The sequence below is a fragment of the Pantoea eucrina genome (assembly GCF_001691555.1).
In the GTDB taxonomy this organism is placed as follows: domain Bacteria; phylum Pseudomonadota; class Gammaproteobacteria; order Enterobacterales; family Enterobacteriaceae; genus Pantoea; species Pantoea borealis.
Map to the genome: position 1 here is coordinate 568,312 of NZ_MAYN01000008.1, position 16,802 is coordinate 585,113.

At 60.8% G+C, this 16,802-nt stretch carries 16 protein-coding genes; 9 read left to right on the forward strand and 7 right to left on the reverse strand.

The genetic code is table 11. The features are described 5' to 3' along the window. The first annotated feature begins 62 nt into the window (after positions 1–62). A complete protein-coding gene (locus BBA90_RS08820) occupies positions 63–608 on the forward strand; it encodes an elongation factor P hydroxylase (RefSeq protein ID WP_065648802.1) in 546 nt (181 codons plus the stop codon). A 30-nt stretch (positions 609–638) separates the two neighbouring features. Further along, on the forward strand, positions 639–920 hold the full coding sequence (locus BBA90_RS08825) for a YfcL family protein (RefSeq protein ID WP_039379145.1): 282 nt from the start codon (positions 639–641) through the stop codon (positions 918–920). Positions 921–948: 28 nt separating this feature from the next. Here BBA90_RS08825 and mnmC read toward each other — a convergent pair whose 3' ends face one another. Next, the gene (gene mnmC, locus BBA90_RS08830; protein ID WP_065648803.1) at positions 949–2,961 is read right to left on the reverse strand and encodes a bifunctional tRNA (5-methylaminomethyl-2-thiouridine)(34)-methyltransferase MnmD/FAD-dependent 5-carboxymethylaminomethyl-2-thiouridine(34) oxidoreductase MnmC; all 2,013 of its coding nucleotides are present in this window, start codon (positions 2,959–2,961) and stop codon (positions 949–951) included. Positions 2,962–3,117: 156 nt separating this feature from the next. Here mnmC and fabB point away from each other — a divergent pair, with 156 nt between their 5' ends. Together fabB and BBA90_RS08845 are read left to right on the forward strand one after the other, a co-directional pair. Next, positions 3,118–4,338, forward strand: coding sequence for a beta-ketoacyl-ACP synthase I (fabB, locus tag BBA90_RS08835; RefSeq protein WP_065648804.1), 1,221 nt, complete (start codon positions 3,118–3,120; stop codon positions 4,336–4,338). A gap of 168 nt (positions 4,339–4,506) precedes the next feature. Continuing rightward, positions 4,507–5,679, forward strand: coding sequence for an arabinose transporter (locus tag BBA90_RS08845; protein ID WP_065648806.1), 1,173 nt, complete (start codon positions 4,507–4,509; stop codon positions 5,677–5,679). Here BBA90_RS08845 and BBA90_RS08850 read toward each other — a convergent pair. After that, positions 5,642–7,078 carry a PLP-dependent aminotransferase family protein gene (locus tag BBA90_RS08850; protein ID WP_065648807.1) on the reverse strand — a complete coding sequence of 479 codons (1,437 nt, stop codon included), beginning with the start codon at positions 7,076–7,078 and terminating at the stop codon, positions 5,642–5,644. The genes BBA90_RS08845 and BBA90_RS08850 overlap by 38 nt on opposite strands. An 86-nt stretch (positions 7,079–7,164) precedes the next feature. Here BBA90_RS08850 and BBA90_RS08855 point away from each other — a divergent pair, with 86 nt between their 5' ends. Then, positions 7,165–7,608, forward strand: coding sequence for a rhodanese-like domain-containing protein (locus tag BBA90_RS08855; protein ID WP_065648808.1), 444 nt, complete (start codon positions 7,165–7,167; stop codon positions 7,606–7,608). A 1-nt stretch (position 7,609) separates the two neighbouring features. Here the strand turns inward: BBA90_RS08855 and flk are convergent, their stop codons facing one another. From flk to BBA90_RS08875, 4 genes are all read right to left on the reverse strand, one after another. Continuing rightward, positions 7,610–8,641 (reverse strand): flagella biosynthesis regulator Flk, encoded by a 1,032-nt coding sequence (gene flk / locus BBA90_RS08860; protein WP_065648809.1) that lies wholly within the window; start codon positions 8,639–8,641, stop codon positions 7,610–7,612. A gap of 119 nt (positions 8,642–8,760) precedes the next feature. Next, positions 8,761–10,269 (reverse strand): tripartite tricarboxylate transporter permease, encoded by a 1,509-nt coding sequence (locus BBA90_RS08865; RefSeq protein WP_065648810.1) that lies wholly within the window; start codon positions 10,267–10,269, stop codon positions 8,761–8,763. Positions 10,270–10,281: 12 nt separating this feature from the next. Beyond that, positions 10,282–10,713, reverse strand: a complete 432-nt coding sequence (locus tag BBA90_RS08870; RefSeq protein WP_039379131.1) for a tripartite tricarboxylate transporter TctB family protein — start codon at positions 10,711–10,713, stop codon at positions 10,282–10,284. An 11-nt stretch (positions 10,714–10,724) separates the two neighbouring features. Next, positions 10,725–11,702, reverse strand: coding sequence for a Bug family tripartite tricarboxylate transporter substrate binding protein (locus BBA90_RS08875; RefSeq protein ID WP_039379130.1), 978 nt, complete (start codon positions 11,700–11,702; stop codon positions 10,725–10,727). Between the two features lie 120 nt (positions 11,703–11,822). On the opposite strand from BBA90_RS08875, the gene tctD reads away from it, so the two are divergent. Both tctD and BBA90_RS08885 read left to right on the forward strand, forming a co-directional pair. Next, entirely contained in the window at positions 11,823–12,494 is a 672-nt protein-coding gene (gene tctD / locus BBA90_RS08880; protein ID WP_065648811.1) for a transcriptional regulator TctD, read from the forward strand. Continuing rightward, positions 12,485–13,861 (forward strand): sensor histidine kinase, encoded by a 1,377-nt coding sequence (locus BBA90_RS08885; protein WP_065648812.1) that lies wholly within the window; start codon positions 12,485–12,487, stop codon positions 13,859–13,861. Before tctD ends, BBA90_RS08885 begins: the two co-directional genes overlap by 10 nt. Here BBA90_RS08885 and BBA90_RS08890 read toward each other — a convergent pair. Beyond that, a complete protein-coding gene (locus tag BBA90_RS08890) occupies positions 13,848–14,738 on the reverse strand; it encodes a DMT family transporter (RefSeq protein WP_065648813.1) in 891 nt (296 codons plus the stop codon). The genes BBA90_RS08885 and BBA90_RS08890 overlap by 14 nt on opposite strands. Before the next feature lie 93 nt (positions 14,739–14,831). Between BBA90_RS08890 and BBA90_RS08895 the strand changes: the two genes are divergently transcribed. Both BBA90_RS08895 and pdxB read left to right on the forward strand, forming a co-directional pair. Further along, positions 14,832–15,605 (forward strand): AraC family transcriptional regulator, encoded by a 774-nt coding sequence (locus BBA90_RS08895; protein ID WP_065648814.1) that lies wholly within the window; start codon positions 14,832–14,834, stop codon positions 15,603–15,605. Between the two features lie 57 nt (positions 15,606–15,662). Then, positions 15,663–16,793, forward strand: coding sequence for a 4-phosphoerythronate dehydrogenase PdxB (pdxB, locus tag BBA90_RS08900; RefSeq protein ID WP_065648815.1), 1,131 nt, complete (start codon positions 15,663–15,665; stop codon positions 16,791–16,793). The last annotated feature ends 9 nt before the right edge of the window (positions 16,794–16,802 follow it).

A 16,802-nucleotide genomic window follows, 5' to 3' on the forward strand; every position in this document is an offset into this window, starting at 1 on the left:
CGACTCGTCAAATCGCGCCGCCGGTGCGACAATGGCGCCAGATGATTAACTGACAGATGACTATGCCGACAGAACACCACTATCAGCAGCTGATCGACATCTTCGACGGCTGCTTTGCTGAGACTTTTAAGACACGTCTAATTAAAGGGGATGACGAACCAATTTATCTTCCGGCAGATGCGGAATCACCCTGGCATCGCGTGGTTTTTGCGCATGGATTCTACGCCAGCGCGCTGCATGAAATTTCGCACTGGTGTATTGCGGGCGACGCACGGCGTCAGCAGGTTGATTTTGGCTACTGGTACTGCCCTGACGGGCGCGATGCGCAGACGCAGAGCCAGTTTGAAGCGGTCGAAATAAAACCGCAGGCGCTGGAGTGGTTGTTCTGCGTCGCGGCGGACTTTCCCTTTAATGTCAGCTGTGACAATCTCGAGGGCGATTGTGAACCCGATCGCATTGCGTTTCAGCGCAGAGTCCATGCCCAGGTTATGCACTACCTGGAGCAGGGGATCCCGGCTCGCCCGGCTCAGTTTATTGCGGCGCTGAACCGCTATTATGGTACGCCAGCGCTCACTGCAGCGCAGTTTCCGTGGCCGGAAACGCTTTAATTCGCCTGCTTAACATGAAAGGAATGAGAGATGATCGTAGAATTTGAGTCCCGCATTCTGGCGCTGATTGACGATATGGTCGACCACGCCAGTGATGATGAACTGTTTGCCAGCGGTTATCTGCGCGGCCATCTGACGCTGGCGGTCGCGGAAATTGAGCAGAGCGGTGAACATACGCCGGAAGCGCTGCAGATTGTCGTGTCCAGAAGCCTGCAGAATGCTATCGCCGCAGGTGAACTCTCACCGCGCGATCAGGCGCTGGTGGTCGGCATGTGGGATAATCTGTTTAGCCAGGCACGTCAGACCGCCTGATACGCGGGGCGACCGTTCGCCCCGGCTGTCAGCGTCCCGCCTTTTTTCCCTTCAGCAATTTACGCACCCAGTAGCGGTTTGGATTCAGCGCCGCCAGCGTTGGTGCGTCCAGCGGCTGCGGCTCACCGCTCATTTGCGCTGCCAGCACTTCAGCTGCCAGCGGCGCGCTGCAGAGTCCGCGCGATCCCAGCGCGCCCAGCACGAACAGCCCGTGATAGTGCGGTGCTTCAGCTATCTTCTCTCCGCGGGCGCGCTGTCCCGGCAGGTCAGCATACTGCGCCAGCGTGGCAGCGTAATCCGGCAGGCTGCCGCTCATCGGCAGATGATCGCGCGTGGCGCAGCGCACGCCGACCCGCGCCTCGTTATGACTGAGATCAATCTCATGTGGCCAGGCTGCCTGCGGCAGACACGCAATCAGGCGCTGCCGGTTGCTCTGCTGGTCATCGGCACGAAAAGCGGTTGCGGTGTCACCCCGGTGATAGCTGGCACCAATGCAGTGCGTGCCAAACGTCGGGCTGACGGGCGTCAGATAGCCATCGTAACAAAGTACGCTCTGCAGCGTTGCCAGCGTTGCTGACGAGGGCGCATGGCTTACCTGACCTGCGACCGGGTAGACCGGCAGATCCTGACTCTGTTCCAGCGTCCGCAGCGCATGCCCGTTGGCCAGTACGACATTCTGATGCTGCACATCGGCCTGAGCGGAAAAGTGCAGCGTCCAGCCGGGTTCATGCGGCGTCAGCTGTGTAACCCGGTGCAGCCAGTGCAGGCGCAGGCCCTGCGTCTGAGCCTGCTCCAGCAGGTTGCTGGTAAGCTGAGAAGGGGAGATCCATCCGCCACGCGGATAACAGATGCCACCCATGCCCAGCGTGACGCCCGCCAGCTGTTCCGCTTCAGCCGGTGATACGCCGTAAGCGATATCCGGCGGCAGCGACAGGGACAGCATCTGCGCAATTTTATCTGCGCTTTTTTCATCCCACGCCAGCTGCAGCACGCCGCACCAGCTGTGTTCAGCGCTGGCCGGCAGGCTATCGTAGAGGCGACGCGCGAAGCTGAAAGCGGCAGGGAAAAACTGCGCCAGCGCAGGGTCGTGCTGATTCAGTAAGGGATAGAGCGCCGCCTGACGATTGCCGGATGCGCCCAGCGCCGGGGCCTCATCGGCGCAGTAGAGCGTGACGCGCCAGCCGCGGCGCAGCAAGGCCAGCGCCAGTAACGCACTGGCGACGCCGCCGCCAATAATGGCGACATCCTGGCCTGCTGCTTCAGGCCGCGCATACCACGGCTGCGCGGATGGCAGCGCCACGGCATGCGCCAGCGTACCGGTAAGCATTTCACGCTTATGCGCAAAACCTTTGCGTTTGCTGACGGTGAATCCCGCGTCCTGCAGTCCACGCCGGACAAAACCCGCAGCGGTAAAGGTTGCCAGCGTTCCCCCGGCACGCGCCAGCCGCGCCAGAGCGCTGAACAGCGCCGGAGTCCACATATCCGGGTTTTTAGACGGCGCAAACCCGTCCAGGAACCAGGCGTCAACCTGACCCTGCAGGCTCTCATCAAACTCTGTTATCAGCGTATTAATGTCGCCAAACCAGAGGTCTAGCGTCACCCGTCCACCGTCAAACAGCAGCCGCTGACAGCCCGGCAGCGCTGCTGGCCACTGCAGCTGCAGCTGGGTCGCCCACGGTGCCAGCTCCGGCCAGCGGGCCTGCGCCGCGGTGAGGTCTGCCTGCGTCAGCGGATACTTTTCACAGCTGATAAAGTGCAGACGCTGCAGCGCAGCCGCAGGCTGCTGCGCACGAAACTGATCGAAGGCCTGCCATAACGTGAGAAAGTTCAGACCGGTGCCAAAGCCGCTCTCCGCCACAATAAACAGATCGCGCGTATGCGTGCTGAAACGCTGCGGCAGCTGATTACCGCCGAGAAACACATAGCGGGTCTCTTCCAGTCCATTATCGTTAGAGAAATAGACATCATCGAACGCTCGGGAAACAGGTGTACCCTGATCGTTCCAGGTTAATTGCGCATGTTCAACCGGGGATAATTTCACGGGAAAGGCTCATTTTTCAGGCAGTGGCGCGATTTTAGCGAGTGGCGTCACATGACGCAAATTTACAAAAGGAAATGGCTGATCGGACTTGTTCGGCGTACAACTGTACGCTAGAGTGCACGTCAATCCAAAAAGATGTGGAATGAGGACTATTGAATGAAACGTGCAGTGATTACTGGCCTGGGTATCGTTTCCAGCATTGGTAATAACCAGCAGGAAGTGCTGGCTTCTCTGCGTGAAGGCCGTTCCGGTATCACTTTCTCTGAAGAGATGAAAGAAGCCGGCATGCGCAGCCACGTGTGGGGCAACGTCAAACTGGATACCAACGGGCTCATCGATCGCAAAATCGTGCGTTTCATGAGTGACGCCTCTATTTACGCTTATCTTTCTATGGCGGAAGCGGTTAAAGATTCAGGCCTGACTGATGAGCAGTATCAGAACAACCCGCGCGTGGGTCTGATCGCTGGCTCCGGCGGTGGTTCACCGCGCTATCAGGTATTTGGTGCTGACGCTATGCGTGGCCCGCGTGGGCTGAAAGGCGTGGGCCCTTATGTGGTGACCAAAGCCATGGCTTCAGGCGTGTCTGCCTGCCTCGCGACCCCGTTTAAAATTCACGGTGTGAACTACTCAATCAGCTCTGCCTGCGCCACCTCAGCACACTGCATCGGCAACGCCGTTGAGCAGATTCAGCTGGGCAAGCAGGATGTGGTTTTTGCCGGCGGCGGTGAAGAGCTGACCTGGGAAATGTCCTGCGAGTTTGACGCAATGGGCGCACTCTCTACCAAATACAACGATGCACCTGAGAAAGCCTCACGCACCTATGATGCGAACCGTGACGGTTTTGTTATCGCCGGCGGCGGCGGCATGGTGGTGGTTGAAGAGCTGGAGCACGCGCTGGCACGTGGTGCACATATCTATGCTGAGATTGTCGGTTACGGTGCAACGTCTGACGGTGCTGACATGGTTGCGCCATCCGGTGAAGGCGCAGTGCGCTGCATGAAGATGGCGATGCAGGGCCTTGATGCGCCGATCGACTATCTGAATACGCACGGCACTTCCACGCCGGTTGGCGATGTGAAAGAGCTGGGTGCCATTCGCGAAGTGTTTGGTGACAACACGCCATACATTTCAGCAACCAAAGCCATGACCGGCCACTCCCTGGGCGCGGCGGGCGTGCAGGAAGCGATCTACACCCTGCTGATGCTGGAGCACAGCTTTATCGCGCCGAGTATCAACATTGATGATCTGGATGACGCCGCTGCAGGCATGAACATCGTGACGCAGCCAACGGAAAAAGCGCTGACCACGGTCATGTCCAACAGCTTCGGCTTTGGCGGTACCAACGCCACGCTGACCATGCGTAAATATCAGGGCTGATTTGCCCGCGTCCCGTCCGCTGACGGGACATCACAGGCTGCCGGCATGGCAGCCTGCCTCTCTTTGCTCAGCCTGAGCCGCTTTGACAACCCCGCTTTGACCTGCATACACTCCTGTTTTCCCCCATAATTTTCGTGCGCTATTGTTGCTGACAGGGAGTGCGCAAACATGACTGTTCACGCTAACGCGTCCGTATTACCGCTCGCCTGTACCTCATTTGCCGTGTTCCTCAGCTATCTGACTGCCGGACTGGCACTGCCGGTGATCCCGCTGTATGTGCATCAGGAGCTTGGCATGAGCAACCTGATGGTAGGCATTGCAACAGGCAGCCAGTTTTTTGCCACATTGCTGACGCGCAGTTTTGCCGGCCGGCGCGCGGATCAGCAGGGTGCGCGCGCCACCACCCGCTACGGTATGCTGACGATTGCGCTGACAGGGGCGGCCTATGCTGCCGCCGTGCTGCTGCCGGTCGCGCCTGGCATACGCTTTGTGTTGCTGGTACTGGCGCGTCTGCTGCTGGGCGTGGGTGAAAGCCTGCTGCTTACCGGTAATCTGACATGGGGGCTGGGACTGGCGGGGGCCAGGCACTCGGGTCGGGTGATGTCCTGGAACGGAATGGCAATCTACGGTGCACTGGCGGCAGGCGCTCCGCTGGGCGTGCTGATGTATCAGCATGGCGGGCTGCTGGCTATCAGCGGTGCGGCGCTGCTGCTGCCGCTGCTGGCCCTGATGGTTAACGGCTGGGTCCGTGCGGTGCCGGTCGCCAGCGGCATGCGGCCGGCGCTGTGGAGCGTTATCAGCGCTATTTTTTCACCGGGGCTGGTGCTGGCGCTACAGGGCGCCGGTTTTGCGGTGATCGGGACGTTTACCTCCCTCTATTTTGCAGCCCAGGCGTGGGGGCACGCCGGCTTTGCCCTTACCGCATTTGGCTGCGCTTTTACCGGAGTACGTATCCTCTTTGGTCATCTGCCGGATCGTTATGGCGGGATCCGGGTGGCGCTGGCGTCACTGCTGGTGGAGGCGCTGGGCCTGCTGCTGCTTGCCTTTGCCACCTCAGGCTGGCTGGCGCTGGCAGGGGCGGCGCTGACCGGCTGCGGCTGCTCGCTGATATTTCCGGCGCTGGGAGTTGAAGTGGTGCGTCGCGTCGCCCCGCAGGTACGCGGCACCGCGCTGGGCGCATTCTCTGCTTTTCAGGATATCGCCTATGCCATCAGCGGCCCGCTAACCGGCCTGCTGGCGACGGCGTCGGGCTATGGCGCTGTCTATCTCGCCGGCGCGCTCTGCGCCGTGGCCGGTTCCGTGATTACCGGGTGCTGCGCGCGCCGCGTGCCAGCAGCATAACCAGCGTGTCGCAGGCGCTGGCGATCTCAGCCGGCGTCAGCGCTGCGAAACCGAGCAGCCAGCCAGGCTGCGGCGCAGCCGCATGGTATAGCGGTGAGAGGCGCGGCAGCAGCAGACCTGCAGCCTCAGCCTGCTGCGTCAGCGCGGCCTCATTGCCCTGCAGTAGCGCGACAGTCAGTTGCAGACCACCGTTTGCCGGGAACGGCCGCAGCCACGGCTGCATACGGGTGCAAATCTCGTCCAGAAGCCGGTCGCGCCGGTAGTGATAGAGCTGACGCATCAGACGCAGATGGCTGGCAAAATGGCCCTGCTGCATAAATTCAGCGGTGATAGCCTGAGGCAGCAGCGCGCTGTGACCATCCAGCACGCTGCGCGCCCGACCCAGCGGCTCAGTCAGCTGCGGCGGCACTACCATCCACGCCAGGCGCAGGGAAGGAAACAGGGTTTTGGAAAAGGTTCCCAGCGAGATCACTCTGCTATCACGCGCCATGCCCTGCAACGCCGGCGCAGGTCGTTCACCGTAATGAAATTCGCTGTCGTAATCGTCTTCAATCAGCCAGCTGTTATGCTGCTGCGCCCATGCCAGCCACTCCAGCCGTCGCGGCAGGCTCATTGCTATACCGGTTGGATAGTGATGCCCCGGTGTCAGGTAAACCAGCCGGGCGCGACCGGAGAAGGGGATCGCGCCGTTTTCATCCAGCGGCATCGCCCGGCAGTGCGCGCCTGCGGCAAGAAAGGCGTTACGTGCCCCCGGATAGCCAGGATCCTCCAGCCAGACTTCATCGTCCGGATCCAGCAGCAGCAGCGCCAGCAGCTGCAGCGCCTGCTGAGAACTGGTCAGGATGATGACCTGTTCCGGGCGACAGCGCATACCGCGTGACAGACTCAGATACTCCGAGACCGCCTCACGCAATGGCAGGTAGCCGAGCGGATCGCCGTAGCCCATTACGCGGCTGCCGAGCCGGCGCTGTACGCTGCTGCTGATGCGCCGCCACTGGGCGTGCGGGAAAGCCCGCAAATCGGGCGATCCGGCGGCAAACGCCGCAGGGAAGGGTGGATCCTGACAGCCGCCGGTCGCCAGCAGCTGCAGGCCACGCTGCGAGAAGTGCGGCGCCTGACGGGTTGATTGCGCTTCTGACGGCATAGCCAGCGTAATCGCGACGAAAGTACCGCGTCCGGTGTGGCGCTGCAGATAGCCCTCGCTCTCCAGCTGCGCGTAGGCCGCTTCCGTAGTGACGCGCGCGACTGAGAGCTCTGCGGCCAGCTGACGGCTGGAGGGCAGCTTCTCACCGTGGCGCAGCTGGCCGCTGATTATCGCCTGACGCAGAGCGCGGCAGAGGCGCTCGCGTCGTCCTCCCTGCACCTGCTGCTGAAAAAGCGCGATCAGTTCCTGATACATAATGGTCTTATCACTCTGACAGAAAGGGTCTCATGGCAGAGGCCAATTTGCCGTAAAGTAGGGGCAAATCGCAACAGGAGAAGAGTATGTCCGCTGTATTACACTATCCCGCCGCCCGTGCGGAAGAGAGTTACGCGTATCTGCAGCATAAGCTGCGCTATTACACCGATGCCTGGGATCTGGCAGAGGATCTGGCACGCGGCGAGGCTGCCATTGTTGTTTTTGATGCCCGCAGCCCTGAACACTATGCTGCAGGACATATCTGCGGCGCGCATTCGTTTCCCCACCGTACCATCAGCGCACACAGCACGGCGGCGCTCGATCGTAGCAAGGTCTATATCACCTACTGTGACGGCATTGGCTGCAATGGCTCAACCAAAGCGGCACTGAAACTGGCAGCGCTGGGATTTCAGGTTAAAGAGCTGATTGGCGGGCTGGATTTCTGGAAGCGCGACGGACATCCGCTGGCAGGGGGAACCGCCGCGGGAGAGTGGCCACAGCACGGTGCTGCGGCCGGGTGCGGCTGCTGACTCAGGCCAGCAGCCAGAGCAGAAACAGCACCACACCCACCGCGATGATCAGCGACAGCGCCGGGCGCTGCGCCAGCGGGCGCGGCAGAATCTCTGTAAACGGCGCCCATATAGGCTGTGGCTGGCGCGCACTGTCAGCCAGCGGCAGCGTATCACCGCGCTCAGCCCGGCGGCTGAAAAGCTGATTCAGCAGGTCCTGACACTGCGTCGCGGTCAGCACGGTTTGTGGCATCGCCTGAAAACGCTGCTGGCTGTAATCCTGCAGCAGCTGCTGTTCATCACGGCTCAGCGGCTGCTTCAGCGAGCTTTCCAGCAGCTGCAGCGTGGGGGCGCTGTGCTGCCCCAGCGTCTGGCGCACCTGCAGATACTGCGTCAGCAGCGGAAAGTGCCGCGACGGCACCGGATCGCCGCTTTTAAGATTCACCAGTTTCAGCGCGTCGGTCAGCAGTTTTACCGGCGACTCGCCGGTTGTGGCCGCCAGCCGCGTCACCTGCTGGTTCAGCGCCTGCTGCTCCGCCGGCAGCAATGTCCGATCGGTACTGCGGCTCTGCTGCGGCTGCGGGATCGCCATCTGACCGTTCTGCAGCATGGTCAGAACCTGCCGCAGCTGATCCTGGCTCAGTGCACTTAACACCGTCTGATTAAACTGCTGGCGTATAAAGTCGCTTACCGCCTGACGGTTATTGCCCTGCGGCAGCTTATCCTGCAGCTGCTGAAGCAGCTGGCGCGTGGCGTGACTGTCCTGCACCTGGCTCAGACGACGGTTGAGGTGCTGTTCAGCGGCCGGAAAATGGCGCGACTGAAAGTCAGCATCGCTCTTCACGCCCACTTCGTGGCGTACGCCAGCCCACAGCTCAGGCGCTTTCAGGGTGCTGAGAGACATAATGCGTACAATAAGCCGTTCCAGCGTAGTGCGCTGCGCCGGAGAGAGAGGCTGTTCGCCGGCCGGACCACCGGGGCGAGCCGGGCCGGAAGCACCGGTAAGCGCAGAACGATCGCCCGCGGGCACACCGGGACCGCTGAGAGGTTGCATGGCGGAATCCTTGAAAAACGAGTCAGATCCGGGTGCGCCGGAAAAAGAGGCGCATATGATAGCAAAAGCCCCCGGGAAATCCACGGGGGCTGATATCAGAAAAGCAATAACATCCGGATTTATTCTGCTTCCGCCGCTCTGAAGCGGCTGCGCCGCCAGCGTTTCCAGACGAATGGCACAACCAGCACCGCGATGGCCAGCACCAGCAGCACTTTGCAGATCAGGCTCTCCCACAAAATCGGCAGATTACCGTTACTGATCGAGAGCGCACGACGCAGGTTCTGCTCCAGCATTTCACCCAGTACAAAGCCGAGGATCAGCGGCGACATCGGGAAATCCATCTTGCGCAGGATATAGCCGAAGATGCCCAGTCCCACCATCAGCAGCAGGTCAAACGTGGTGCTGTGTACCGCATACACGCCGACGGCGGAAATAGCAGCGATAGTTGGCACCAGAAACCAGAGTGGAATGGTCAGCATGCGGGCAAAGATATTGATCATCGGGATATTCATGATCAGCAGCATCACGTTGCCGATCAGCAGTGCGGCAATCAGGCCCCAGACAATGTCAGGCTGTTCGATAAACATCGCCGGGCCTGGCGTGATGTTATAGAGCGTCAGCGCGCCCACCATCACCGCCGTGGTGCCGGAACCCGGAATGCCCAGCGTCAGCATCGGAATAAATGAGCCACACGCCGAGGCATTATTTGCTGCTTCCGGTGCTGCCACGCCGCGAATATCCCCCTTGCCGAACTGGTCACTGCCGCTGATCTTCTTCTCCGTCATATAGGCGATAGCGCTGGCGATAGTGGCACCCGCACCCGGCAGCACGCCAACGAAAAAGCCCAGAAAGGAGGAGCGCAGCGTGGCGCCGGTTGCCTGGGCCGCTTCTTTCATATTGAACATCATGCGGCCGCTGGCGCGTGCGACTTTCTTGCCCCCGCTGGTGGACTCCAGCATCAGCAGAATTTCGCTGACCGAGAACAGGCCAATCACCACCACCACAAACTGAATGCCGTCGGAAAGGTGAATGCTGTCGAAGGTAAAACGATAAACACCGGTATTCGCATCGACGCCCACGGTAGCCATACTCAGACCGATCAGGGCGGCCAGGAACGATTTCAGCGGGTTGTGGCTCATCATGCTGCCGAGGCAGGCGATGGCAAACACCATCAGGGCAAAATATTCCGCCGGACCAAATGCCAGCGACCAGTTTGCCAGAATCGGGGCAAACAGAATGATGCCGAGAATCGCGATGGTGGAGCCGACAAACGAGCTGACGGCGGAGATAGAGAGCGCTACGCCCGCTTTACCCTGCTGCGCCATCGGATAGCCATCCAGTGCGGTCATGATAGCACCTGCGTCACCCGGCACATTCAGCAGAATTGAAGAGATACGTCCGCCATATTCACAGCCGATATAGACAGTAGCCAGCAGGATCAGCGCTGATTCAGCCGGCAGGTGCAGAGCAAACGCCAGCGGCATCAGGATCGCCACGCCGTTAATCGGGCCCAGCCCCGGCAGTAAGCCGACAATGGTGCCGATAAAGCAGCCGATCAGGGCGATCATCAGGTTCTCCGGCGTCATAGCGACGGCGAAGCCCTGCATCAGAAAAGACCAGGTATCCATTATTGACTCCTGTTAACTCAGCCAGCTGCCCATCGGCAGCGTTACGTCAAGCAGCCGGTCGAAGGCGTAAAACAGCGCCACGCCCATCACCACGCCAGAGATCGCCGCCGCCCACCAGCGCGCACCAAACAGCAGGCCGATACCAAAGGTCAGCAGGGTCGTGCAGAGCGGAAAGCCCAGATGTTCGAACTGCCAGCCATACGCCATCAGCAGAATGCACAGGACAATCAGTTTTTTAAACGTGGTGGCTGAGGGCCACTGTATGACATCAGGCTTGCGCAGCAGCATCATGACGGCGCAGATCGCCATCAGCCCGAGCAGCAGCAGCGGGAAAGGGCGCGGACCGACCGGCTCATAGCTATATTCACTCTGGATCTGCCAGCCGATAAACAGGCCGGCAATACAGAGCGCCAGCCAGATGGCGGCAAAAATACGATCGCTCATTATCGCCTCCGCTATTTCGCCAGCCCGAACGATTTCGCTTTTTCACGATAGTCAGCGACCTGTTTTTTCACGTAAGCATCCAGCTCGCTGCCAAACATGTTGAATTCAAACAGGCCACGCGCGTCGCGCTGCTGCTGAAACTCTTTGGTGGCAACCAGTTTTTTAAACGAATCTTCCCACCACTGGTACTCCGCATCGCTGACTTTAGGACCCAGGTAATAACCCCGGATCACCGGCCATTCAACGTTAAAGCCCTGCTCTTTAGCGGTGGGGATATCGGCCAGATTTCCCGGCAGACGTTTGTCGCTCATCACCGCCAGCACGCGCATTTTGCCGCCCTGCAGGTGTGGCACCATTTCACTCATATCACCGGACACCACCTGAATATGGTTGCCAAGCAGCGCGGTCACCGGCTCGCCGCCACCTTCAAAGGCGACATAGCGCATTTTGCGCGGATCGATACCGGCTTCACGCGCCAGCAGCGCGGTTTTCATCCAGTCCTGACTGCCGATGGAGGCGCCGGCGCCTACGACGACTTTATTAGGATCGTTTTTCATCGCCTCCATCAGCTCGCCCAGCGTTTTCCACGGTGCGTCGGCGCGTACCGCCACCATGCCGTAGTCAGTGCCGACGGCGGCCAGCCACTTCACGTCGTCCACGGAATAGCGGCCAAATTTGCCCTGTGACAGATTAAGCAGCGACCCGCCGGAGAAGGCTACCAGCGTACCCGCTTCGGCCGGGCGCTGCGCAATGATGGCGTTATAGGCCACTGCGCCGACGCCGCCTGGCATGTAGGTTACGCGCATGGGCGAGGTGAGCTGGCCGGTCTCCTGCATGGAGACCTGGATCAGCTTACAGGTCAGGTCAAAGCCGCCGCCGGGTTTGGCCGGGGCGATACACTCGGTGCGCTGTGGTACCTCTGCCAGCGCAGAGGTTACTGAAAAAGCCAGCAGGGATGAGGCGAGGACGAGAAGGCCTGTTTTTTTCATGGTTCGCTCCAGTCATTCTTCCAGATTGTGATTGCTACCGAACATTTTCGGTTGCTGAATTGTTAAAGGAGCAACCTTTCATTTACCTTTCAGCTATCAGCAAAAATGACAGGATGTGATATGCGTCTCTTACTGGTGGAAGACACCACTGAACTGGCCTCATGGCTGCAAAAGGCGCTCACGCAAAAAGGGTTTGCTGTCGACTGGGTCGCGGACGGGCTGGCCGCCGATCATATATTGCAAAGTGAGGACTACGCGCTGGTGGTGCTGGATGTGTCACTGCCACGGCTGGATGGCCTGGCAGTACTGGCCCGGCTGCGCAAACGCGGACAGAACGTGCCGGTGCTGCTGCTGACGGCACAAAGTACGCTGGCGCAGCGGGTACAGGGCTTAAACGGCGGCGCCGACGACTACCTGACCAAGCCGTTTGAGCTGGATGAGCTGGATGCGCGGCTGCGCGCGCTGCTGCGCCGCAGCCACGGGCAGACGGCGCAGACGCAGCGGCTCGGACAGCTGGAACGCGACAGCGAAGGTTACTTTCTGCTGAACCAGAAGCCGCTGTCGCTGACGCCGCGCGAATCGAGCGTGCTCTCGACGCTGATGCAGCGGCCGGGGCGACCGGTATCGCGTCAGCACCTCTATGAGCAGACGTTTACCCTGGCCGATGACGCCAGCCCGGAGAGCATTGAGCTTTATGTGCATCGGGTGCGCAAAAAGCTCTCCGGCAGCGATGTGGTGATTGTGACCCTGCGCGGGCTCGGCTACAGCCTGGAGCAGCAGCCGTGCGACTGATGCACTCGCTGCGCGGTGAACTGCTGCTGTGGCTGGGCGTACCGCTGCTGCTGCTGTGGGCGCTCTCGGTCTATACCCATTATCAGAGCGCGCTGCAGGCAGCAAACCAGGCCTACGACCGTTCACTGCTGGCGTCAGCCCGTACCGTGGCGGAAAGGCTGGTGGTACGTCAGCGCCATCTGGAGGTTGATGTGCCCTGGGTAGTGCTGGACAGTTTTGAGCGTAATATGAACGACCAGCTCTTCTATCAGGTTATTTCCCCGCAGGGAAATACGCTCTCCGGCTATCCCGATCTGCCGCTGCTGCCGCGTAACGCGCCGCTCTCTGATGCATACCCGGCGCTGGTGCATTTTTATGATGCGCATTACCGCAGGCAGCCGATTCGGGTGGCGGCGCTATGGCAGCCGGTGAATGAAGAGGGGGTAGAAGGCATGGCGCTGGTGCTGGTGGCGGAAACGCTGAACTCCCGGCACGCCTTTGCCGACAGCCTGCTGCGTACGGCGCTGATCAGCCAGAGTTTCCTGGTGCTGATCACGCTGCTGCTGGCGGGGATGCTGCTGCGCCGGGTGCTGCGGCCGCTGCGCCGGCTGTCGCGGATTATGCTGCGCCGTGCGCCAGGGGAGCTGACGCCCTTGCCGTCGCTGGTGCCCTGGTCAGAGCTGCAGCCGCTGATTGTGGCATTTAACCGGCATCTGGAGCGGCTGCGCGGGCTGCTGGCGCGGCAGGAGCGCTTCAGCGCCGATGTGTCGCACCAGCTGCGTACGCCGCTGACCATTCTGAAAACCCAGGTCAGCGTGGCGCTCAGCAGTGACGATCCGCAGCAGTGGCGTGAGAGCCTGCAGGGCATGCGCCACACGCTGAACGATACCGTAGAGCTGACTGACCGGCTGTTGCAGCTGGCGCAGATCAAGGCGCGCCACGGCGAAGATAAACCCTTTACCCGCGTTGATCTCAGTCAGATTGTGCAGCAGGCGTGCCTGAGCGGCTATACCGCCGCGCGGCACAAGCAGATTGATTTAGGTTTCGAGGGCGAAGAGGCGTGTCGCGTACAGGGAGACGCACTGCTGCTGGCTGAACTGTGCGCCAACCTGCTGGATAATGCGATTAAATATACGCCGGCGCAGGGAACGGTAACGGCGCGGCTGCAGGGGCATCAGCTGGAGATTGAAGACAGCGGCCCCGGTATAGACGCTGCGCAGCAGCAGCAGGCGCTCCAGCCGTTTGCACGTCTCGATCCCAGCGGGCAGCCTGGTGCGGGTATCGGGCTGGCGCTGGTAAAAGATATCTGCGCCTGGCACGGCGCGCGGCTGCGTCTCGATCGCAGCCCGCAGCTGGGCGGACTGCGGGTCACCGTCAGCTTTCCCTGATGGCCGGCTGGCGCAGCGGCGTCTTCAGCCGCTGCGCCAGGATCACGCCGGTAAGCGTAATACCGCCGCCAATCCAGTGATAGCTGTGCAGCTGCTCATGCAGAAACAGCACCGCAATAAGCGCTGTAAATACCGGCACCACGTTCATAAAGATACTGGTGGTACTGGCACCCAGCCGCTGCACGCCAAGGATCCACAAAAAGGGCGCCACGATCGAGGCAAACAGCCCGGCAAACAGCACCAGCGGCAGGTTCTGCTGCGTCAGCGCGACCTCCGGCGCGAGCAGAAAGCCCGGCAGCAGCAGCACAACACCGAAGAAAATCTGCACATAGAGGCTTTGCCAGGTGGGGAGCGGGATCGCCCAGCGTTTGGTCAGTACGCCATAGAGTGCATAAGAGGTGGAGGCCACCAGCATCATGACTTCGCCATTGCCGGGTCGCTGCGCCAGCAGCTGGGCCGGATTGCCGGCGCTGACCAGCCAGACCAGCCCGATAAACGAGAGAATCCCGCCCAGCAGAATACCGCGCGTGGGGGCCAGACGCAGCACCAGCAGGCTGAGCAGAATCGTCAGCAGCGGAATGGTGGCCCCCAGTATGCCCATCATCACCGCCGACACGCTGTGTGCCGCATAGTAGGCAAGGCTCTGGTAAAGCACCATGCCAAGCAGCCCCAGCAGCAGCAGCTGACCGAGGTGACTTTTTATTGTGCGCCGGTGCCGCCATACGCCGGGCAGGCAGAACGGGGTCAGCACCAGCAGCGCCAGCAGCCAGCGATAAAAAGAGATCGCAGCAGGATCGATAGCGTCAGCCGAGAGTTTGCTGACAATGGTGTTGATCGACCAGATCAGCACCGCAATGAGCGGGAACAGCAGGTTCATAACAGGCTCCGTAAAAATGTGCCGCCAGCATACGTTTGACCGGTTTAAAACAGATAGTTAAAATCGGACAAAATTTGTTAATGACCGGACAGAATGACTATTCAGGTTGCCTATTGCCCGCCGGCTGACGCCCCGCGCCTTTTTATGCGTTATGAGCAGACGCATGCGCGCACCGAATATCTGCCGCATCAGCATGCGTGGGGGCAGGCAATTTTTGTCACCCGTCATGTACTGGAGCTGGATATTGAAGGGGAACGTTTGCTGGCACCGGCCGAGATGCCGGTATGGATCCCCCCTGGCCAGCGTCACAGCAGCTATAACCACTGTCAGGCACAGTTTCGCACCCTGAATCTGGCGGCAGAACTCTGTAACGGCCTGCCGGATCGCCCCTGCCTGCTGACGGCAGATGCCATTACGCACGCCATTATGAATGAGTTTGCGCAGCGCGCGCTGGCGCAGCCGCAGAGCGAGGCGGAGTGGCGCCTGTGTGACGTGCTGCTGGATCGTCTGCGCCAGGCACCCGTGCATACCAGCTATCTGCCCGCCTCAGAGGATAAATTTCTTGCACCGGTGCTGCGTGCGCTGGAGGCAAATCCCGGCGATAACACCACGCTGGCGCAGTGGGCGCAGCGCGTGTTTACCACCGAACGCACGCTGGCGCGGCGCTGTCAGCAGCAGCTGAAAATGTCCTTTAGCGAGTGGCGGCAGCGGCTGCGTTTCCTGCGCACGCTTACGCTGCTGGAGCAGGGCATGAGCGTACAGGCTATCGCCCATGAACTCGGCTATAGCTCTGCCTCGGCGCTGATTGTCATGTTTCAGCAGCAGTCAGGCACCTCTCCGGAACGTTATCGCAGCCGGTTAGGCTAACCGGCGGCTTTGTGGCACACTAGCCGGCGTTCATTTCCCGCAGACAGGACTTCCGCCGTGAAAATTCTCGTTGATGAAAACATGCCCTATGCCCGTGAACTCTTCAGCCGTACCGGTGAGGTGGTCGCCGTACCGGGCCGTCCGCTGCCGGAAGCGGAACTGCGTGATGCCAGTGCGCTGATGGTGCGGTCAGTGACCCCGGTTAGTGCGGCGCTGCTGGCGGACACGCCGGTAAAATTTGTCGGCACCGCCACCGCGGGCACCGATCACGTGGATCAGACCTCGCTACAGGCAGCCGGCATCGGCTTCTCTGCCGCACCAGGCTGCAACGCTATCGCCGTGGTGGAATATGTCTTCTCTGCGCTGCTGCTGCTGGCTGAACGTGACGGCTTTGCGCTGCGCGATCGCACCGTGGGCATCGTGGGCGTCGGTAACGTCGGCAGCCGTCTGCAGGCGCGACTGGAAGCCTGGGGCGTTAAAACGCTGCTGTGCGATCCGCCCCGTGCCGATCGTGGCGATACCGGGCCGTTTCATACGCTGGAAATGCTGGTGGCACAGGCGGATATCCTGACTTTTCATACGCCGCTGAATAAAGAAGGGCGCTATAAAAGCTGGCACCTGGCGGATGCGGCGCTGCTGATGGCGCTGCGGCCCGATACCATTCTGATTAACGCCTGCCGCGGTCCGGTGGTTGACAACGCTGCGCTGCTGGAAGTGCTGAAAATGCGTGGCGATCTGCGCGTGGTACTGGATGTATGGGAGCCGGAACCCGATCTCAGTCTCGATTTACTGGCGCGCGTGGATATCGCCACCGCCCATATCGCAGGCTACACGCTGGAGGGCAAAGCGCGTGGCACGACGCAGGTCTTTGAAGCCTGGAGCGCGTTTATCGGCCAGCCGCAGCAGGTGGCGCTGGAGAGTCTGCTGCCGCCGCCGGAGTTCAGCAGCATCACGCTGCACGGTGAACTCGATCAGGCAACGCTGAAACGACTGGCACACCTGGTGTATGATGTGCGCCGCGACGACGCGCCGCTGCGTAAAGCAGCAGGCCAGCCGGGCGAGTTTGACCGGCTGCGCCGGCAGTATGAAGAGCGCCGTGAGTGGTCTTCGCTGCAGGTGATCTGCGACAACGCTGCCAGCGCCAGCATGCTGAAGCAGCTGGGCTTTCGCGTCAGCCTGCAGGGGTAGCCATCCTCT